The sequence below is a fragment of the Streptomyces sp. NPDC005408 genome (assembly GCF_040606445.1).
Taxonomy (GTDB): domain Bacteria; phylum Actinomycetota; class Actinomycetes; order Streptomycetales; family Streptomycetaceae; genus Streptomyces.
This window is the reverse complement of sequence record NZ_JBEXEX010000029.1, coordinates 34,783-54,221: the sequence shown is the minus strand read 5'-3', so window position 1 is coordinate 54,221 and position 19,439 is coordinate 34,783. Positions and strand designations below refer to the sequence as shown.

Below are 19,439 nucleotides of genomic sequence, written 5' to 3'. Positions count from 1 at the left end.
GCCCGGGGTCAGGCGAGTCGGACCGCGCGGTCGAGCAGCGTGAGCGTGCCGGTGGCTGTCAGCAGACGGTCGTTGGAGTAGTTGAGGCTCGCCGAGCGGAGGTCCCGGAAATGGCGTTCCAGCGGAACCGGCGAGTCCTTCAGGTACCCGGTCGCCAGGCCGGTGAGCTGCATGAGCCGGTCCACGGCCCGGAAGGTCAGCTCGGCCGCGGTGACCTTGAGCGTGTTCAGGTGGATCTGGCTGCTGGGGTTGTCCACCGACCGCCCCGCCGCCCGGTGGGCGAGGACCTCGTCGCGCACCCGGTGCAGATAGCCGCCGACCAACTCCAGGTCCATCCGGATCCGGGCCAGCCTCTCGGCCATGAGGTCCGAACGCAGGTCCACCCCGCGGGGGCGCCGCGGCGAGCGCAGCAGTGCAACGACGGCACTCGTCGCGGCACGGGCCGCGCCGAGCCAGCACGCGGCCCAGCCGAGATGCCCGGCGACGATCATGCTTTCCGTGGCCACCGTCCTGAACCCGCCGGGCTCGCCCACGACATGGTGGGCCGGGACGACTCCGCTCAGCCGCATCCCCACGCTGCGGGTGCCGCGCATGCCCAGCGGATCCCAGCCGCCGTGCGTCTGTGAGCGCAGCCGGTCGCGGTCGGCGTACACGAGGCTCACCTGGTTCTCGGCGGAGTCCTCCGAGGCGAGCAGCGTGATGAGGAAGCCGTCGGCGTGTTCGCCGCCGGTCACGATCGGGGCCCACCGCTCGAAGGCCAGTCCTCCGTCAGCCTCGCGCAGCGGGGCCGCCGCCGTCAGCAGATGGCCGCCCGTGCGGGGTTCCGTGGTGACGGACGCGAGGTAGACCTCGCCGGCGGCGATCCGCGGCAGCAGCTCGTCGAGGAGGGCGGGACTGCCGTGGTTCACGAGCGCGTCGACCTGCTGGCAGTGCATCGCCCAGATCAGTCCCGTGGACAGACAGCCGCCCGCGAGGACCTGGGCGATGTCGACCAGATCGCCCACATCGCCGTCGAGCCCTCCGTGGCGGGCGGGAACCAGCAGTCCGAGCAGTCCGCTGTCCCGCAGCGCCCGAACTCCCGCCACCGGGAACTCTCCCGTGGCGTCGACTTCCGCCGCGTACTTCTCGAGGACCGGTCGTACCGCCTGCGCGCGTTCCAGGGCGGTGGCCCGGGCGGTCGTTTCGCCGACTGTCATGGATGACTCCGTTCACCCTCGGGTGGTTGCGACGCGGGTTCCGGCCCGGCGGGCGGCTCGTCCTCGACGGCCGTGCGGACCAGCTCCAGCCGGGTGGCGGAGGTGACCCGGCCGTCACGCAGGACGATTTCGGTCGGCGTCGGCCTGCTCAGGAAGGCGAGAAGGCTCGCTGTCAGTCCGTACGCGCCGACGTTCGGAAAGATCAGCAGCTCCCCTCCGGCCACCTTGCCCACGGGCACATCGCGGCCGAGCACGTCGGCGGGGGTGCACAGCGGGCCCACGAGCGTCGTCCGGCCGGCGCGGCCACCGTCCTCGATCGCCGTGCCCGGGCCGCCGTCCGTGGGGCGTCTGCTGCGAACGGCGTACTCGTCGCCGTCCGTTCGTCGTGGTGTGGCGGCCGGCCGCAGCAGACGGCCGAGGCCAGCCATGCCTCCCAGATGGTTGATGCCGCTGTCGAGCAGCACGAAGGACCTGCCTGGATCCTCCTTGATGTCGACCACCGTCGTCACCAGCGTTCCGGACTCGGCTACGAGATGCCTGCCGGACTCGAAGGCGACCTCCGGATTCCCCTCGCGCCAGCCCGCGAGCCGGGCGTCGAGCGCCGACTCCAGGGCGGCGAGCAGCCGGGGGTAGCGGGGCCGCTCACCGGGCTGGGCGTATGGGGCGGCGAACCCGCCACCGAGGTCGATGACCCTCATCGGCAGTCCGCCGTCACGAAGCCGGCCCGCCAGCTCGATGCTCGCCGTGAACTCGGCGATGAGCGCGTCCTCGTCATGCGCGTTGCTCAGCGGGAAGATATGCGCCCCCACGACCCGCGCGCCGTCGATGTCGCCGAACTGTCGGGGATCGGCGAGCACTTCGCCGGCGTCGACGCCGAACTGGGCCCCACCGCCCATACGCAGGCTCGACGCGCCGACGGAGCGGGTGCTGATCCGCACGAGGCATTCCGCGGTCACCCCCAGGGCGGCCGCGACCGCGCCGACCCCGCGCAGATCGGCGGCCGACTCCACCGAGAACCGCCGTACGCCGGCTCTGATCGCGGCGGAGATCTCCTCGCGGCTCTTGGCTGGGCCTGTGTAGAGACAGCGCCCGCCGTCGAAACCGGCCTGGAGTGCCGCCGCGAGTTCGCCGGTGGAGCTCAACTCGCCGTGACAGCCGCCCAGTTGAAGTTCCCGGGCGATGTCGGGGTGCGGGTTGGCCTTGAACGAGTAGTAGAGCGTCGTGGGCTCGGGCAGCGCACGGCGGAGGTCGAGCAGCGCGTCGCGGACGCTCTCCAGCCGGTACACGTACAAAGGGCTGCCGAAGCGCGAGACCAGCGCCGGAAGATCGGTCATACGTCGCCTCCTGCAAGCAGCCGCAGGGCGGTGCGGTCGATCTTCCCGGACGGTCCGAGGGGCAGCTCCCGGACCACCCGGCACAGCGCGGGGACCTTCAACGGGTCGATCCGCTCGTGCAGTTCACGCAGGACGCCCGCGGGCGAGCCCGACGTCACCACGGCGTAGAGCAGAGCGCCCCGGCCACCCGTCGGCGGGACCACGGCCGCAGCCGTCACCCCGGGGACCGTGAGCGCGGCCGCCTCGATCTCGGTGACGCTCGTGCGCGTGCCGTTGTGCTTGAAGACATGGTCGCGCCGCCCGTGGAAGTACAGGTGGCCGTCGGCATCCAGATGCCCGAAGTCGCCGGTGTGGAGGCGGAGTTCACCCGAGTGGGGATCGCGTCGGAAGACGCGGGCGGTCAGCTCCGGCGCGTCCCAGTAGCCGGCCATCACATGGGGGCCCGACACGACGATCTCCCCGGCGGAGCCGGCCGGTATACGCGCCCCGGACTCGTCGAGCACCTCGACCTCGGTGCCCCGCAACGGCACGCCGAGCGATCCGGGCCTGAGCCGGTCCGCGTCGACGTCCGCGATGGTGACCCTCTTGCATTCCGAGGTGCCGAACATCAGCTGCACTCCTGCGCCGGGGAACCGCTCACGCAGGCCCTCGATCGTGGGTGGGGGCAGCGCCTCGCCAGTGTTCGTGAACAGCCTGACCCGGGTGGGCCGTCGGTCACGTGCGGCCAGCTTCACGAGCAAGGACGCCAGGGACGGTACGAGCGGGACGACGGTCGCGTTGCGGCGCCGCAGTGCCGCCAGCAGTCCCGCGTCGTCGCCCGGCCCGGCAAGCACCAGCTCGGCGGTCGCGAGGGCGGCGAGAAGCGCCTGGTACAGCCCGTAGTCGAAGGACAGCGGCAGTCGGCAGAAGACCACGTCGTCCGCTCGGTAGCGCAGTCGCTCGGCGATGGCGCAGGCTGCGAAGACCACCTGCCGGTGCGGGCAGACAATCCCCTTGGGCCGCGCGGTGCTGCCCGAGGTGTACACGACCAGGGCGGGCACGAGGGCATCGGCCGGTACGCCTGCTTGAGGGCCGGTCGCGGGGGTGGCCGCTTCGTCCCCCGATGGCTCCCCGTCCAGCGGGGGGAGTGCCGTCTCGTCGCCGAGGACGAGACGGGGCCGTGCGTCGGAGACGATCTCGTCCCGCTGTGCGGCCGGGACCCCGGTGCCGAGCGGTACGAGGGCCGCGCCGATGCGGGAGCACGCGTAGAGGAGGGCCACGACGCGGCGGTCCGAGGCGGCGTGCACGAGTACCCGGTCTCCGGGCCCGACACCTCGCGCGAGCAGCCACCCGGCGTACCGCACGGTGTGGTCGGCCAGCTCCCGGTACGTCCACGCGCCTCGGGCATCGCGCACGGAGACCGCGTCCGGACTGCGGTCCCGCGCGCTGTCGAGGATGTCGTGCACGAAGACGGGAGCGGACGCCGGCCGGGCGCCGCTCGCGAGGGCGGTCCGGACCTCGCCGGTCCGGTGGGTCACTGACACCTCATCACCTTCCTGACCAGGCCGGCAGGCCGAGGTCCGGCGTGTGCTCGGCAGCATGTGACTCCGCGCGTTCGATCACCCGTCGAAGCACCTCCACCGCGCGTACGGGGTGGCGTCCGTAACTGGTCTCCCCGGTCAGGACCAAGGCTCCGGCGCCGTCCGACACGGCGTGGGCGATGTCGGAGACCTCCGCCCGTGTGGGCAGCGTGCTCTCCCGCATGGAATGCAGCAGCTGGGTCGCGACCATGGAGAGCTTGCCTCTGCCGTTGCACTCGGCGATGGTCCGCCGCTGCACGAACGGCACGTCCTCGAAGGGGACTTCGAGTGCCAGGTCGCCCCGTGCCACCATCAGCCCGTCGAAGGCGCCGGCCAGCGAGGGAAGGGCCGCGACGGCGGCGGGGTGCTCGACCTTGCCGATGACCAGCGGCTCGGGAGCGAGCGCGCGGACCGCGTCGAAGTCCTCGGCCGCGTACGCGAAAGAGAGGGCGACCGACTCGACTCCGAGTCCGCGCGCGAAGCGCAGGTCGTCCGCGTCCCGCTCGGTCAGTCCGGGCGGGAAAACGGTCCCGCCCGGCAGAGTGACGCCCCGGCCGTCGGTGACCCCGCCCCCCTCCACCACGGCACAGTGCAACTCGGTGTCGGTGGCACGGGTGATGGCCAGGACGACCACCCCGTCGTCGATCAGGATCTCTCCGCCGGGCCGCACACGCGCGGGGTTCCAGCCGTGCGTGAGCCACGTGCTGTACGGGGTGCTTCGGCCCGGGCCGGAGGACAGCACGACGGTGTCGCCGGTGCGCCATTGCGCGCTCCCGCCTGGCAGGGCGCCCAGCCGGTTCTTGCGCCCCTGGAGGTCGGCGAGGAGCCCGACGCCGCGGCCGTGCTCGGCGGCCACCTCACGGACGAGCCGCGCCGTGCGCAGGTGCCGTTCCCTGCTGCCGTTGCTCATGCTGAGGCGAACCATGTCCATGCCGGCCAGGACGAGGCCCTCGATACAGCGGCGCGTCTCGCTGACCGGGCCGAGCGTGGCGACGATCGCGGTCCGCCGGGGAGAAGCGGCGGTGGTCATGCGTCCTCACCGCCCCGCTCCGACTCCTTCACACTGCACCGGTGGAAGGTCCGTACGAAGTCCCCCCGGTCGGCGGGGATCACGTCCGTCACTCCGTGCAGGATTCCGGCGTCCGGGGAGTTGTTCACGAACAGGATCTCGTCGGGGCCCATGGCACCCAGATCGACGGCGCACTCGTCCAGTGCCGCATCGAGGTGTGCATGGCGCAGCACCGGTTTGCTGCCCTCGGTCGGTTCGTCGGACCACTCGAACACGTCCTTGAACCGCAGTCCGTGACGGTGCATGTACACCCGTACGTCCACGAGGAGCAGTCCCCCACCGGAGAAACCCGAGAGCGGGCCGTACAGATGAGAGAAGACGAGCGTGTCCCGGTCGATGTGCGGCCGCTTGAAACTCCAGTTGCTTCCGTAGAGTTCCAGCGGGATGGCGCCGTCGGAGGTGACCGTCGTCTTGAAGCGGTAGCGCCCCTCGGGGCCGGGCCGGCCGGTGCGCGAGCGGAACTCCTCCCACACCTCGCGGAACAGCGCCTCGTGAAAGACCCGCGCCGTACCGAGGCCGAACCGGGATGCCAGACCCGTGACGACCGCGGCGCCCGGACCCACACGGTCGTGGTGCCTCACGAGCCGGTCGGCGACGGCCCGGGCCAGGCTTGCGGGCACGGCGTCGGTGCCCGCGTCCGTGGGCGACAGGTGGTCGTTCACGTCGACCTGTATGTCCTCGAACGGCCGTCGCGGGACCGCCGCCGGCGGCAGGTCTGCGATGGCGTCGAGAGCAGACCGTCGCACGGTCATCATGTCCGGTGCGGAAAGTGTCATCCTCGCCTCTCCTGTGATGAAGGCGCTCGCCTCTCGTGCGATGAACCCGCCCGGTGAAGGGCCGGCTCGCCGTCCGGGGCCGGCGCCTCCGGCACCAGGAGACCGGCGAGCGCGCCGCGTACCTCGGCCGGGTCACGTCGCCCGTCGACGATCCTGAGCAGGCCGCGCGCCTCGAAGTACGCCCGCACGTCCGCGCCGAGCCGTCGGTAGCCCGCCAGCCGCCGGTCGAGCCGGGCAGCCGCGTCGTCGTCGCGTGTCTTGACCGGTCCACCGCACTCCGAACACGCCCCGGGGGCGGCCTCCGGCACCGGCAGTCCGCAGCGCGCGCAGATCAGGCGCCTGGCCACCCGTGCACGCACCAGTTCGTCCGGCACCTCCAGCACGATGTACGACGCCACCCGCCCGCCCCTGGCCTCCAGCGCACCCACGAGGTCGGCGCACTGGCGCCCGTCCCTGGGATAGCCCTCGACGACCACGGAGCGGACCTCCGCGGGGAGGTGGTCGAGGAAGTGCGCGAACTGCAGCAGTACGAGTTCGTCCGGGAGCAGCTCGCCCCGCGTCAAGGTGTCCCGCGCCGCCAGCCCGAGCGGATCGCCGGCCTCGGCGAGCTTCAGCCCGTAGTCCCGTACGCCGAACCGGGTCAACTGCGGGTGCTGCGCCTCCAGGGCGATGAGCGCGGTGGTCTTGCCCGCTCCGGGCGGGCCGGTCACCAGGTGGGCGGAGAGCGCCGTACCACTGGTCATGTCAGGCACGCCCGGGCACGGCTGTGCCCTGTTCGGCGAGCAGGGACCACCCGCGGTCGAGCAGTGAACCGTCGGCGCTGGTGCGGCCCTCGTCGATGTGCAGGCCGAGCGTCTTGAGCATCCCGTAGAGCCTGCGTTCGGGTGTCGACAGGAGCAGTTCGGTGAGGTGGTAGAGCTGGTTGGTGTCGGCCGCCATCTGCACCGAGTCGGGGAAGGCGTCGGCGAGCAGAACGGCCAGCTCCTGCGGGCCGTTGTCGACCAGGTAGACGGTGAGCGGATCGGCGTAGAGGTAGCGCACCGCCTCGTCCCAGTCGTCGGTCCGGCGGACGTTGGGGCTGCGGCCGGGATCGTTGCCCTCAAGGATCCGGACCTTGCCGTCGTCCTCGATCAGGCAGGCCAGTCCGTCCAGTTGGCGCACCTGCGGTCCGTTGTAGACACGGGCGGGGACATGTTTGCCGCGGGTGTCCTTGAAGCGTTCCCCGAAGACGTCGGCGCGGGACTCGGTGGGCAGGCCGACCGGCAGCCGGTCCAGCTTCCGCTGGTTCATGCGGCCTTCGACGATCAGGTTCTTGTGGTAGATCAGGATGCTGCGGCCGTCCGGCAGCAGGATCTCCTGCTGGTAGTCACGGATCTCGGTGAGCTGCCCGCCGAGGCGGTCGGCCAGTTGGACGAAGGTCGTGTCGTCCGCCAGCAGGACGGAGCGGATGTAGCAGTTCACGTCCCGCAGGTCGTCCTCGCCCAGCACGCTGATCACACGTGCCGCCGGCTCGACACCGATGCGCTGGGCATGGAACCAGTCCAGGCTGATACGGATGGACAGCGAGGCTTTCGAGAGATGCCCGGGGCGGCTCCGCCAGGCCTCGACCAGGCGGCGGACCTGCCGCTGCGTCGCTTCCTCGTCTTCGGCGAAATGCGCGCTCGTGATGAGCTCGATCTCCTCCAGGTGAGGCGAATCGATCTCGTGCACGAAACGTTCACAGAATTCCGGCTCGACCATCGGCTCGCCGCCGCCGGAGAGCACCGCCTTCCACAGTCCCATGCCGTTCATCAGCCGCAGGACCGGATCGGGTTCGCGGGCGACGCTGTAACGCGTCAGCCGGCCCAAGGACATGGGGGTGGCATAGTTGCAATGTCCGCATCCGACCGGGCATTCCGACGACGGCCACACATAACACGTGGATGCATGCACCGGACCGTGTTCGGAATAAGGGGAAAGTGCGCCGATGACTTCGGCGCGGAACGCGTCGAGCGGGCTGGATTCCGAGTTTTGGGCAGACGCGACTTGTTTGAACAACGAAGAAGGCATGCGGGCATCCCTCACACTCTCGTTCGAAGGGGCCATGATCCTGACAATATTTCTGTTCAAAGGTCAAGCGGCTGAATTGGGTTCGGATCCGCGCTCCCCGTGGCCGGACCGTCCCCCGTGTCCCGCCGGCGGGACACGCCAACGTCCTTGCGTATCGGGGTCCTTGACGGGAAATCCCTGAATATTCAGGATGCTCGGGCGGCCCATGGCATTCCGCGCCACGCGACCGTGGCGCGGAATTCGCCTCGTGCCGCTCCCACTTCCTGCCGCCTTTCGAAGGAGCCCCATGTCCGACCTTTTCGACCTCGCCCTTCATCTGGTCGACCTTTCCGGCGCCGACTGCAAGCAGGTGGTGGACGATCACGGGATCAAGGTGGAGGGGATCACCGGTGTGAGCGGCGCCCGCGCCATATCCGCGGCGGGGGTCACCCTCGGGGTGGACCGGATCATCCTCGACGAGCACAGTTCGTTCCCGCTGCACACCCACGAGGGCGACCATCTGCTCTATGTGCTGGGCGGTACCGGCGCCATCCACATCAACGGCAAGGAAATTCCCCTGGAATCAGGGCAGTCCATCTTTGTGCCCGCCGTATATCCCCACGGTCTGCGCGGACCGCTGGAAGGCGACGCCCTGCAGATCATCGCGTTCAGCACACCCCATCACCCCGTGGACTCCATCGAGCGCATGACGGTGGTCGAGGAGTCCGAGCCCTACCTGGACGGTCTGATGCTGGGCAGCGGGAAGATCCTTGGCTGAGAGCGGGGCGGAACGCGTCGGAGCGACGAACCGGCCCCAGCTCGACTGGCTCGCCGGCTGGCGCATCGGCCAGGACGAGAACCTGCACCTGGTGGATTCGCACGTCTACAACATGCTCGGCAGCGTCGTCCCCGAGGAACCCGTCACCGTGCCGGCCGCTCTGACCGCCCTGCTCACCCTGGTCGCCCGGCACGAGTCGCTGCGGACCGCCATCCACTACGAGGGCACGGGACGTGGCCACCAGTCGGTCCACGTGAGCCATTCCCGCCCGGGAGCGATCGAGGGGTACGTCACGGTCGTCGCGGAAGCACGGGCGCGGGAGGTCTTCGACACGGTCCGCCGTACCGCGTTCCGGCCCGCGGACGGGTTCCCGCTGCGAGCCGTGCTCGTCACCCGCGGCTCCCGGGTGACCGAAGTCGGTCTGGTGGCCGACCACCTGGCGATCGACGACTGGGGGCTGCGCGTGCTCCGAGCGGAGCTGGACCTGCTCCTGGCCGCGGCCGAGTCCGGGGTGCGGCCCGGTGCCGTGGGCGCAGCCGACGGCATCCTCGGAGCGGACGTACCGGCGCAGCCGCTCGACATCACCGCATGGGAGGAGTCCGAAGCGGGTGTACGCCGGCTGGAGCGCGCCCTGGCGTACTGGGAACGGCAGTTCACCATCCTGCACGACCTCATGGGGAACGGGTCCGCCAACTCACCCGTACGCCCGGCGGGCCGGGTGCCCGACCCCGTGTTCCCGACGTGCTCTCTCGTATCGGAACGCATGGCGACGGCGGCCACCGCGGTCGCCGAGACGCTGGACACATCGGTCTCCGCGGTCCTGCTCGCCGCCTTCGGCTCGGCGCTCGGCGAGATCTCCCGCTCGGCGGCCGTACGGGTCGAGGCACATGTCCTGAACCGGCGGAGCCCGGCCCAGCGCTCGGCCGCCGTGAACCTCTTCATGCGGGCCCCGATCGTCGTGCACGGCTTCGACGGGTCCGGTCCCGGCCTTTTCGAGGTGGTGCGGGACTGCTCCCGGCAGCAGCTGCGCGGCCACGCGCTCGCCCACGTCGACCGCCTCCACGTCGAGGAGCTGCGCAACCGGATCCTGCCGCCCGCGCTCTCCCCGGTGGTGGGCAACGCCTGGTTCAACTACCAAAGCACGCAAGTGGCGGGAGACATGTCCCGCAGCACGCGCCTGCTCGCCCCGATGAACGACGTGGCGGACCTGCCGCGCGACATCGTCCTGCCCGGCGAGAGCAGGCGCCGGGGCCGCCCGCTGGTGCTGCGAGTACTCCACATGCCGGGCTCCGTCACCCTGCGGCTGATGTGGGAGCGGAACGTACTGACCGACCCGCAGGCCGAGGAACTGCTGCGTACGACGGCCACCCTGGTCACCTCACTCCACGACGCGGTGGGCTGACCCGGCCGGCGTCCGCCGGCTGAACTGCGCGGCGTGCAGGCGCGTGTAGGCGCCCCCGGTCGCCAACAGCTCCGTATGCGTGCCCTGTTCCACGATCGCCCCGCCCTCCATGACCACGATCACGTCCGACTCGCGGATAGTGGACAGGCGGTGCGCGATGACGAAGGTGGTCCGCCCCTGGCTGAGCCGCGCCACCGCCTTCTGGATCAGTACCTCGGTGCGGGTGTCGACCGAGCTGGTCGCCTCGTCGAGGACCAGGACCGCCGGATCGGACAGGAAGGCACGCGCGATCGTGATCAACTGCCGTTCACCCGCGCTGATCCTGCCGCCCTCGTCGTCCAGCAGCGTGTCGTAGCCGTCCGGCAGCGTGCGGATGAAGTGGTCGGCGTATGCGGTCCGGGCGGCCTCCTCGACCTGCTCGCGGCTCGCCCCGCGCGGCGCGCCGTAGGCGATGTTCTCCGCGACGGTGCCGTGGAAGAGCCAGGTGTCCTGGGGCACCATGCCGATCCGGGCGCGCAGCTCCTCGCGGGGCAGCGAGGCGATGTCCACGCCGCCGAGAACGACGCGCCCGCCCGTCACCTCGTAGAACCGCATCAGCAGCCCGACCAGCGTGGACTTGCCCGCCCCCGTCGGCCCCACGATCGCGATCCGCTGCCCCCGCTCGGCCGTGAAGGTCAGGTCCTCGATGAGCGGTCGGCCCGGCTCGTACTGGAAGGACACCGACTCGAACGCGACGGCCCCGCCGAGCCGTCCCGTCGACTCCGGTGACAGCTGCGGCTCGGGGCTCTGCTCCGGTGCGTCGAGCAGCGCGAACACCCGCTCCGCGGAGGCCAGCCCCGACTGTACGACGGCGGCCAGGGCGGCCACTTGCGTCAGCGGACCGTTGTACTGCCGGGCGTACTGGATGAACGCCTGCGCTCCTCCGAGGGACAGGGAACCCGACGCCACCAGGATCCCGCCGCAGACCGCGATCAGCACATAGTTCAGGTTCGTCAGGAACACCACGGCAGGCTGGCCGAGGGCGCCGAGGAACTGGGCCCGGAACGCGGCCCGGCGCAGCTCCTCGTTCTGCTCATGGAAAGCGGCCGCCAACTCCTCGTGCCGGCCGAAGGCCTTGACGACGGCGTGCCCGGTGTAGGCCTCCTCGACCTGGGAGTTGAGCTCGCCGGTTGCCTTCCACTGGTGGGCGAACCTTGGCTGCGCCCGTTTGCCGATCGCCCGGGAGGCGTACACCGACAGCGGCACGACGATCAGGGCGATCAGAGCCAGCGGCGGCGAGAGCCAGAACATCATGGCCAGGACGCCGGCCACGAGCAGCAGCGAGTTCACGATCTGGCTCATGGACTGCTGGAGCGCCTGCGAGAAGTTGTCGATGTCGTTCGTGGTCAGGCTGAGCACTTCGCCGCGCTTGGACCGGTCGAAGTAGGAGAGCGGAAGCCGCCCCAGTTTCGCCTCCACCCGTGCCCGCAGCCCGGCCACGGTGCGCTGGATGATCCGTGTGGTCAGCCGGCCCTGGACGATCCACAGAAGTCCGGAAGCGAGATAGACCGCGAGCGCGACGAACAGGGTGCGGGCCAGCGCCCGCCCGTCGGCCCCGGCGCCCGCCCGCAGACCGGCGAACAGCACGTCGGTGGCATGGCCGAGGATCCGTGGTCCCGCGACGACCAGTCCGATGCTGGCGACACCGCACACCAGCATGGCCATGACCAGGGCGCGTTGCGGTCGGATGAGCGAGAGCAGCCGTACGACCGGTGCCGCGGCCCTGGCCGCCTCGGTGGCGGGCAGGGGCGGTTCCGTGTCCGGGGCCGGGTGGCGCGTGAGGGTCATACTGCCTGCTCCTCGGTGAGCTGGGAGGACACGATTTCCCGGTACGTCCCGCTGCCGGCCAGCAAGTTGTCGTGCGTGCCGACGCTCACGACCCGGCCCCCGTCCAGGACGACGATGCGTTCGGCGTCCCGGATCGTGTTCACCCGTTGCGAGACGAGGACGACCGTGGCCCCCGCGGTCTCCTCGGCGAGCGCCGTACGCAGGGCGGACTCGGTGGAGTGGTCGAGTGCGGAGAAGGGGGCGTCGAACAGATAGATTTCCGGCCGGGCCACCAGGGCGCGGGCGATCGCCAGCCGCTGCCGCTGGCCCCCGGAGAGGTTGGCGCCTCCGGCGGCGACCGGCGAGCCGAGTCCGCCCTCCGTCCCGTCGACGAAGTCCCGGGCCTGCGCCACTTCCAGGGCGTGCCACAGCTCGTCGTCGGTGGCGTCGGGCCGCCCGAAGCGCAGATTGGAGGCCACGGTCCCGGAGAAGAGGTAGGGCGTCTGGGGCACCAGACCGACGGCCCGCGCCAGCCGCTTCGGGGTCAGCTGCCGGATGTCCTCGCCGCCTACCAGCACCCGGCCCTCGGTGGCGTCGACCAGCCGGGCGAGCAGCGCAAGCAGGGCAGTCTTGCCGCTGGCGGTCGAACCGATGACAGCCGTGGTCGAACCGGGCTCCGCCACGAGGTCGATGTCCCGCAGTACGGGCTCTTCCGCGCCCGGGTACCGGAATCCGGCACCCCGGAGTTCGAGGAGCCCGGGGCGCCTGACCTCCCGCACGAGACGCGACGGGGGCACGACGCTCGATTCGGTGTTCAGGACCTCCGTGATGCGCACGGCGCAGATTTCGGCGCGAGGCAGCATCAGAAGCATTGCGGAAAGCATCATCACCGAGGTGAGAATCTGCATCAGATAGCTGAGAAAGACCGTGAGTGCACCGAATCGCATCTCGCCACTGTCGATCCGCTGTGCCGCGATCCAGACCACCGGAACAGCAGCTGCGTTCACCACGGTTGTCACGGTGGGCAGAATGAGAGTAGTGAGCCCCCCCATCCGTTCAGCGACTACCGTCATTTCGTCATTGGCTCGGCCGAACCGCTCGCGCTCGTAGTCGTCCTTCACGAAGGCGCGGACGATCCGAACTCCGGTGATCTGTTCTCGCAATACACGGTTGACGGTGTCCATGCCCTCTTGGAGACGCCGCGACCATGGCCGGGTCCTGCGGACGATCCATGCGATCACGGCGACCAGCACCGGTATCAGGGCCAGCAGAAGCACCGACAACGGCACGTCCTGGCCGAGCGCCAGCACCGCCGCGCCGAGACACATGAGGGGCGCTGAAACCGCCACGGTGCAGGCCGTCATGGCCAGCGTCTGCACTTGCTGGACGTCGTTGACCGTCCTGGTGATCAGCGACGAAGCGTCGAACCGGCCGACGTCGAGCGTGGCGAGACCCTGAACCCGGTCGAAGACCGCGGACCGCAGGTCCCGGCCGACATCCGTGGCCAAGCGTGCCCCGACGCGCATGGCCCACACAGTGCAGCCGACCTGTATCAGCGTCACCAAAAGCATGGGGACACCGATCCTCAGAATGTGTCTCGAGTCGCCCTCCAGTACCCCGCCGTTGATGATTTCGGCATTGAGGACGGGAAGGTAGAGCATGCAGATGACTTGTGTGAGCTGTAGAAATCCCAGCAATATGACGGAAGTCCGGTACGGGCGTAGCTGCTTCAGCAGAAGTCGGAACACCATAGCGCCGACCCTAGGGATCAGGACTTCTCCAGGGAAGCGAGCGAATGTTTCAGTGCTGCGAAATCAGCAAGAGGAGAGGTAAACCAGATGACAAGCGAGCAGATACCCGTCGTGCGGCTCGGCACCGAGGGCCCGGAAGTCGGGGCCCAGGGACTGGGCTGCATGGGCATCAGCTTCGCCTATGGCCCCACCGACGGGACGGAAGCCCGGGCTGCTCTCGAGCGCGCTCTGGAGCTGGGGGTCACCCATTTCGACACCGCAGACATGTACGGCTCCGGGGACAATGAACGGTTCCTCGCAGCGTTCGTCCGGGCACACCGCGAACAGATCGTCCTGGCCACCAAGTTCGGCATCGCCGTGGACCCCCACGACCCGACCAGGCGCACGATCCACAACGACCGCGCCTACATCCGCCGATCCATCGAGGCGAGCCTGAAGCGCCTCGAGGCCGACCACGTGGATCTCTACTACATGCACCGGCGTGATCTGACCGTCCCGATCGAGGAGACGGTCGGCGCCATGGCGGAACTCGTCGTCGAGGGCAAGGTGCGGCACCTGGGGCTGAGCGAGGTCACCGGCGCCGAACTCAGGGCCGCGCACCGGGTGCACCCCATCACGGCCGTCCAGTCCGAATGGTCCCTGTTCAGCAGGGATGTCGAGAAGACGGTGGTACCGGCCGCACGTGAACTGGGTGTCGCGTTCGTGCCGTACTCGCCCCTCAGCCGAAGCTTCCTGTCCGGCTCCTTCACGAACGCCCACAAGGACCTCACCGCCGGTGACCTGCGCGGCGCCCTTCCCCGCTTCACGGGGGACAACGCCGCGGCCAACGCCGAGCTGCTGGAGCCCCTGCGCGCCGTGGCCGCCGAACACTCGGCGACACCGGCCCAGATCGCCCTGGCGTGGGTACACCAGCAGGCGCGCGTCCACGGACTGACGGTGGTCCCGATCCCGGGCACCCGCAAGCGGACCAGGGTGGAGGAGAACACCCGCGCGCTGCGCATCACCCTCAGCGAGGAAGCACTGAGCCTGCTGGACCGGATCGCCGACCAAGTGGCAGGCGTCCGCTACCCCGACGTGCGCTCGATCTCGGCGGGCCGCGAGGAGGACTACGCGGCGACGACGCCTCGGCGCGTCGCCGCGGCCCCGATCACGCCGCCCTCCGCCCCCTCCTCCCCGCCGCCCGGATGATGTCCGCGTACCGGTACCCGCTTCCCTTGATCGTGCGGCGTTGCGTCGCGTAGTCCACGTGCACCAGGCCGAAGCGCTTGTCGTAGCCGTACGCCCACTCGAAGTTGTCCATCAGCGACCAGGCGAAATACCCGGCGACCGGGGCCCCTTGGCGGGCGGCACGGCCGCAGGCCGCCAGATGTTCTTCCAGGTACCGCGTCCGCTCCGGGTCGTCGATCGTGCCGTCCGCGCGGACCACGTCCGGGTAGGCCGAGCCGTTCTCGGTGACGTAGATGCGCTCCGCCCCGTACTCCTCGGTCAGGCGCAGGAGGAGTTGTTCCAGGCCGTCCGCGTGGACCTCCCAGTCCATGGCTGTGTGGCGGGCGCCCGGCAGGTAGATCTGTTTGGCGTACGGCACCGAACCGGTGAGGTCGGCAGTAACGATCTGGCGGAAGTAGTAGTTCAGGCCGAGCCAGTCCAGTGGCGCCGCGATCGTCTTCAAGTCACCCGTCCGCTCGGGCAGTTCGACGCCGTACAGGTCGAGCATGTCCTGCGGATAGCCGCGGCCGTGGATCGGGTCCAGCCACCAGCGGTTGGTGTGGCCGTCCGCCCGGGCTGCGGCGGCGTGGTCCTCCGGGCGGTCGGTTGCAGGTTCGATCGGGCTGAGGTTGTTGACGATGCCGACGCGCGCGTCGGACGAGGCAGCGCGGATGGCCTGGACGGCCAGGCCGTGTCCGAGGTGCAGATGGTACGAGGCGTGCACGGCGGCCCGGAGATCGGTGAGGCCCGGCGCCATCCGGCCCTCCAGGTGGCCGATCCAGGCTGAGCAGAGCGGTTCGTTGAGGGTCGCCCAGTCCTTGACCCGGTCGCCGAGGCGCTCGGCGACGGCGGAGGCGTATGCCGCGAAGTGCTCGGCGGTTTCCCGGGACGGCCAGCCGCCCCGGTCCTGGAGTGCCTGTGGCAGGTCCCAGTGGTAGAGCGTCGCGAAGGGCGTGATGCCCGCGTCCAGCAGGCCGTCCACCAGCCGGTCGTAGAAGTCCAGACCCGGCCCGTTCACCGGTCCGTCGCCGCCCGGCACCACCCGTGGCCAGGCGATCGAGAACCGGTAGGCGCCGAGGCCGAGTTGCTTCATCAGTGCGATGTCCTCGGGCCAGCGGTGGTAGTGGTCGCAGGCCACATCGCCGGTGTCGCCGTTGTCCACCGCTCCCGGGGTGTGGGAGAAGGTGTCCCAGATCGACAGGGAGCGGCCGTCCTCGGCCGCGGCGCCCTCGATCTGGTACGCGGCGGTGGCGGCGCCCCAAGTGAAGTCTGCTGGAAGGGCGTTGAGGTCGTTCACGGACTGCCTTTCTGAAGGGGACACGTGCGTCACTTGACTGCGCCCGCGGTGAGGCCGGCGACGAGATAGCGCTGGAGCAGAAGGAACCCGGCGACGACGGGCACGCTGACGACGAGCGACGCGGCCATGACCTGGTTCCAGTAGACGTCGTTCTGGGTGGCGTAGCCCTTGAGCCCGACGGAGAGCGTGCGGGTGGTGTCGTTCGTCATGACGGAGGCGAACAGGACTTCGCCCCAGGCCGTCATGAACGCGTATACGGCCACGGCGACGATGCCGGGGACAGCGGCCGGAACGACGACCCGGAAGAGCGCGCCGAGTGCCCCGCAGCCGTCCACCATCGCGGCCTCGTCCAGATCCCGAGGGATCGAGTCGAAGTAGCCGATCAGCATCCAGATGGAGAAGGGCAGCGAGAACGTCAGATAGGTGAGGATCAGCCCGCCGCGCGAGCCGTAGAGAGCGATTCCGGTGCTGTTCCCGACATTGACGAAGATCAGGAACAGCGGGAGCAGGAAGAGAATCCCGGGGAACATCTGCGTGGAGAGCACCGTGACGGTGAAGACCCGCTTCCCGCGGAAGCGGTAGCGGCTCACCGCATAGGCGGCGAACACCGCGATCACCACGGACAGCACGGTCGCCGCACCCGCCACGATCAGCGAGTTGAGGAAGTAGCGGGCGAGCGGCACGGTGTGCCAGATGTCGATGTACGGACGGATCGTGAGCCCGGAGGGGATCCACCGGAACTTCCCCGACACGTCCTGGAGCGGCTTGAGCGAACTGCTGAGCATCACATAGACGGGCAGCAGGGCGAATGCCGTCAGGAAGCTCAGGACGATACGGCGCGTCCAGACGAAGGACCGCGGCGGTGCACTGGGTGAGACGGCCGTCCTAGGCATCGGCCCTCCTTCCTCGAGAGGTCAGAAGCAGATAGACGGCCGTGACCACCAGCAGGAAGAGCAGCAGCAGTACGGACATCGCCGAGCCCGAACCGAAGTTCCAGGTGACGAACGACGACTGGTAGATGTGGATCGAGATCAGGTCGGCGGCCTCCGGCGCGGCCCTGCCGAACAGCACATACGGCGTGTTGAAATCGTTGAAGGTCCACAGGAACAGCACGAGCACCAGCACCTGGTTGACCGGGCGCAGCGACGGCAGGGTGATCTTGCGGATCTCCTGCCAGATGCCCGCGCCGTCGATCGCCGCCGCCTCGTACAGCTCGCGCGGGATGTTCTGCAGCCCTGCCATGAGGATGAGGAAGGCGAACGGCCACGACTTCCAGACGGCCACCACGACCAGCGCGATGAAGCTGTTGTCACCGATCAGCCAGAAGGACGGCTGGTCGGTGAGGCCGAGTTGGTCGTGCAGTACGTGATTGATCATGCCGTTGTCGCGCTGGAACATGAAGGCCCAGGTGATGACGGCCGCGTACACCGGCAGTGCGTACGGAGTGAGGAACACGGCCCGCAGCAGTCCCCGGCCGCGGAAGTTCTCCTGCATCATGATCGCCGCTGCCACGCCGAACAGCCAGGACAGGCCGACGGCGAGGACGGTGAACAGGCAGGTGACGAAGAAGGAGTGGAGCAGGGCCTCGCCGATCGGGGCGTCGAAGTCGACGGCGACCTTGTAGTTGTCGAGCGCGGCCCACGGGGCCTCGCCCCAGTTGCGTATGTAGAACTGTGTGAGCTGACGGAAGCTCATCACGATGCCCATGACCATCGGGATCAGATGGACGAGCAGTTCGAGCACGACGGCGGGGAGCAGCAGGAGATAGGGCAGGCCGCCGCGGCGGACCCGGTCGGGGATGCGCGGCAGTCTGCCGCGCGCCTGCCCCTTGCCCACGCTCTCGCCGCTGCCCACCGACTCCGTGCGGCCTTCGGTCACGGTGGCGGTCATCAGGAGAGCCTCACTGCTGCATCAGCTGCTCGGCCTTGGCCAGGCGTGCCTTGACGGACTCGGTCGTCACGGGCCGTCCGGCCGCTGCATCGGCCCACAGGTCCTTGACCGCGGTGCCGACGGTCGTCTCGAACTGCGACTCGGTGGGCACCTGCGGCAGTGGCGCGGCGCTGGTGGCCAGCGTGTCGCGCAGCACCTTCAGTTCGGGGGCGGAGAAGGCCGGGTCCTGCTGCGCCGCCTTGACGGGCGGGATCGATCCGTACGTCTTGTTGAGCAGCTTCTGCTCGGCGTCGCTCGTCATGAACTTCACGAACTTCTTGGCGCCGTCGATGTTCTTGGTGTTCTTGAAGACGGCCATATTGATGCCGGCGACCATGGAGTTGGTGTTCTTGCCGGTGCCGGGAGCACCCGCCGGGACCGGTACGGGAGCGACGCCCCAGTCGGCGGGCTTCATGCCCTGGGCCGCGAAGGTGGATGCGGCGGCCTGCCACAGCACCATCGCGGTCTTGCCGCGTGCGAAGTCCTGGAGCGACTGGTTCTGGGCGTACTCCGCGTTGCCCGGGGCGACGATCTTGTCCTTGGCCATGAAGTCGACGTACTGCTTCACCGCGGCCACGGTGCCGTCCGAGGTGAAGGTGGGCTTGGCCGAGGAGTCGAAGAAGTCCGCGCCGTGCTGCTGGCCGAGGACGAAGACCTGGTGGATGTTGTTGGCGAGGTTCCCGCCCTCGGCCCCCAGCGCCCACTTACCGTTCTTCGAGAGCTTCTTGCCGTCGGTGACCAGCTGGTCCCAGGTGGCCGGCGGCTGCGCGATCCCGGCCTCGGCGAACATCCTCTTGTTGTAGTAGAGCGCGTACGCGAGGGAGTACAGGGGAACGGCCGCCGGGTCCTTGCCCTCGGCACCGGCCGATGCGACCGCCGAACCGACGAAGCGGTCCCGTCCGCCGATCGCGTCGAAGTTCTTCTGGTCCCAGGGCAGCAGGGCGCCGGTCGCCTGGAGGGAGGCCGACCAGGTGTTGCCTATGTTCAGGACATCGGGGCCCTGTCCTGAGGTGGTGGCTGCCAGGATCCGGTTGAGCAGATCGGACCAGGGTATGACTTCGAGCTTGACCTTGATGCCCGTCTGCTTCTCGAACTTCTCCAGTTCGGGTGTGAGGATCTTCTTGTCGGCCTCGACGTTGGGGCCCTGATTGGAGGCCCAGTAGGTGAGCGTCTTGGGCGAGTCATTGCTGCCGCCCCCGTCGGTGGAGGTGCCGCCCCCGCATCCGGTGACGGCGGCGAGCGCGGTGACGACGGCTACGGCTGCTGCGGCTCTGATCGTGCGCATGAGAGGTGGCCCCTTTCCGGGGG

The 19,439-nt window shown here is 69.5% G+C and carries 16 protein-coding genes; 3 read left to right on the top strand and 13 right to left on the bottom strand.

Translation table 11 applies throughout. The features are described 5' to 3' along the window. Positions 1–8 precede the first annotated feature (8 nt). The 7 genes from ABZS64_RS24815 to ABZS64_RS24785 are packed head-to-tail and all read right to left on the bottom strand — an operon-like array spanning position 9 to position 7,788. On the bottom strand, positions 9–1,196 hold the full coding sequence (locus ABZS64_RS24815; protein ID WP_355833632.1) for an acyl-CoA dehydrogenase family protein: 1,188 nt from the start codon (positions 1,194–1,196) through the stop codon (positions 9–11). Next, positions 1,193–2,530 (bottom strand): type III PLP-dependent enzyme, encoded by a 1,338-nt coding sequence (locus tag ABZS64_RS24810; protein ID WP_355833629.1) that lies wholly within the window; start codon positions 2,528–2,530, stop codon positions 1,193–1,195. Before ABZS64_RS24810 ends, ABZS64_RS24815 begins: the two co-directional genes overlap by 4 nt. Beyond that, positions 2,527–4,053 (bottom strand): AMP-binding protein, encoded by a 1,527-nt coding sequence (locus tag ABZS64_RS24805; protein ID WP_355833626.1) that lies wholly within the window; start codon positions 4,051–4,053, stop codon positions 2,527–2,529. Before ABZS64_RS24805 ends, ABZS64_RS24810 begins: the two co-directional genes overlap by 4 nt. Before the next feature lie 4 nt (positions 4,054–4,057). Further along, complete coding sequence (gene pyk / locus ABZS64_RS24800) at positions 4,058–5,119, bottom strand: pyruvate kinase (RefSeq protein WP_355833624.1); 1,062 nt, start codon at positions 5,117–5,119, stop codon at positions 4,058–4,060. Continuing rightward, entirely contained in the window at positions 5,116–5,934 is an 819-nt protein-coding gene (locus tag ABZS64_RS24795) for a hypothetical protein (protein WP_355833621.1), read from the bottom strand. Before ABZS64_RS24795 ends, pyk begins: the two co-directional genes overlap by 4 nt. Then, on the bottom strand, positions 5,931–6,677 hold the full coding sequence (locus ABZS64_RS24790; RefSeq protein WP_355833619.1) for a nucleoside monophosphate kinase: 747 nt from the start codon (positions 6,675–6,677) through the stop codon (positions 5,931–5,933). Before ABZS64_RS24790 ends, ABZS64_RS24795 begins: the two co-directional genes overlap by 4 nt. Before the next feature lies 1 nt (position 6,678). Further along, the gene (locus tag ABZS64_RS24785; protein ID WP_355833616.1) at positions 6,679–7,788 is read right to left on the bottom strand and encodes a hypothetical protein; all 1,110 of its coding nucleotides are present in this window, start codon (positions 7,786–7,788) and stop codon (positions 6,679–6,681) included. A gap of 481 nt (positions 7,789–8,269) precedes the next feature. Here ABZS64_RS24785 and ABZS64_RS24780 point away from each other — a divergent pair, with 481 nt between their 5' ends. Together ABZS64_RS24780 and ABZS64_RS24775 are read left to right on the top strand one after the other, a co-directional pair. Then, on the top strand, positions 8,270–8,740 hold the full coding sequence (locus tag ABZS64_RS24780) for a cupin domain-containing protein (RefSeq protein ID WP_355833614.1): 471 nt from the start codon (positions 8,270–8,272) through the stop codon (positions 8,738–8,740). Continuing rightward, the gene (locus tag ABZS64_RS24775) at positions 8,733–10,142 is read left to right on the top strand and encodes a condensation domain-containing protein (RefSeq protein ID WP_355833611.1); all 1,410 of its coding nucleotides are present in this window, start codon (positions 8,733–8,735) and stop codon (positions 10,140–10,142) included. The genes ABZS64_RS24780 and ABZS64_RS24775 overlap by 8 nt, the downstream gene beginning before the upstream one ends. Here the strand turns inward: ABZS64_RS24775 and ABZS64_RS24770 are convergent. Next, positions 10,119–11,969 carry an ABC transporter ATP-binding protein gene (locus ABZS64_RS24770; RefSeq protein WP_355833608.1) on the bottom strand — a complete coding sequence of 617 codons (1,851 nt, stop codon included), beginning with the start codon at positions 11,967–11,969 and terminating at the stop codon, positions 10,119–10,121. The two genes, ABZS64_RS24775 and ABZS64_RS24770, sit on opposite strands and share 24 nt — an antisense overlap. Further along, the gene (locus tag ABZS64_RS24765; RefSeq protein ID WP_355833605.1) at positions 11,966–13,699 is read right to left on the bottom strand and encodes an ABC transporter ATP-binding protein; all 1,734 of its coding nucleotides are present in this window, start codon (positions 13,697–13,699) and stop codon (positions 11,966–11,968) included. The genes ABZS64_RS24770 and ABZS64_RS24765 overlap by 4 nt, the downstream gene beginning before the upstream one ends. 87 nt (positions 13,700–13,786) lie before the next feature. On the opposite strand from ABZS64_RS24765, the gene ABZS64_RS24760 reads away from it, so the two are divergent. Beyond that, positions 13,787–14,887, top strand: coding sequence for an aldo/keto reductase (locus tag ABZS64_RS24760; protein ID WP_355833602.1), 1,101 nt, complete (start codon positions 13,787–13,789; stop codon positions 14,885–14,887). Here ABZS64_RS24760 and ABZS64_RS24755 read toward each other — a convergent pair. From ABZS64_RS24755 to ABZS64_RS24740, 4 genes are read right to left on the bottom strand one after another with little or no spacing between them, the layout of a single operon-like run. Continuing rightward, positions 14,847–16,202, bottom strand: a complete 1,356-nt coding sequence (locus tag ABZS64_RS24755) for a GH1 family beta-glucosidase (RefSeq protein ID WP_355833599.1) — start codon at positions 16,200–16,202, stop codon at positions 14,847–14,849. The genes ABZS64_RS24760 and ABZS64_RS24755 overlap by 41 nt on opposite strands. A gap of 29 nt (positions 16,203–16,231) precedes the next feature. Beyond that, positions 16,232–17,095 (bottom strand): carbohydrate ABC transporter permease, encoded by an 864-nt coding sequence (locus ABZS64_RS24750; RefSeq protein WP_355833596.1) that lies wholly within the window; start codon positions 17,093–17,095, stop codon positions 16,232–16,234. Continuing rightward, positions 17,088–18,092 (bottom strand): sugar ABC transporter permease, encoded by a 1,005-nt coding sequence (locus tag ABZS64_RS24745; RefSeq protein ID WP_355833593.1) that lies wholly within the window; start codon positions 18,090–18,092, stop codon positions 17,088–17,090. Before ABZS64_RS24745 ends, ABZS64_RS24750 begins: the two co-directional genes overlap by 8 nt. A 10-nt stretch (positions 18,093–18,102) precedes the next feature. After that, positions 18,103–19,416: a sugar ABC transporter substrate-binding protein gene (locus ABZS64_RS24740; protein WP_355833590.1), complete on the bottom strand. Its 1,314-nt coding sequence runs from the start codon at positions 19,414–19,416 to the stop codon at positions 18,103–18,105. Between the last annotated feature and the right edge of the window lie 23 nt (positions 19,417–19,439).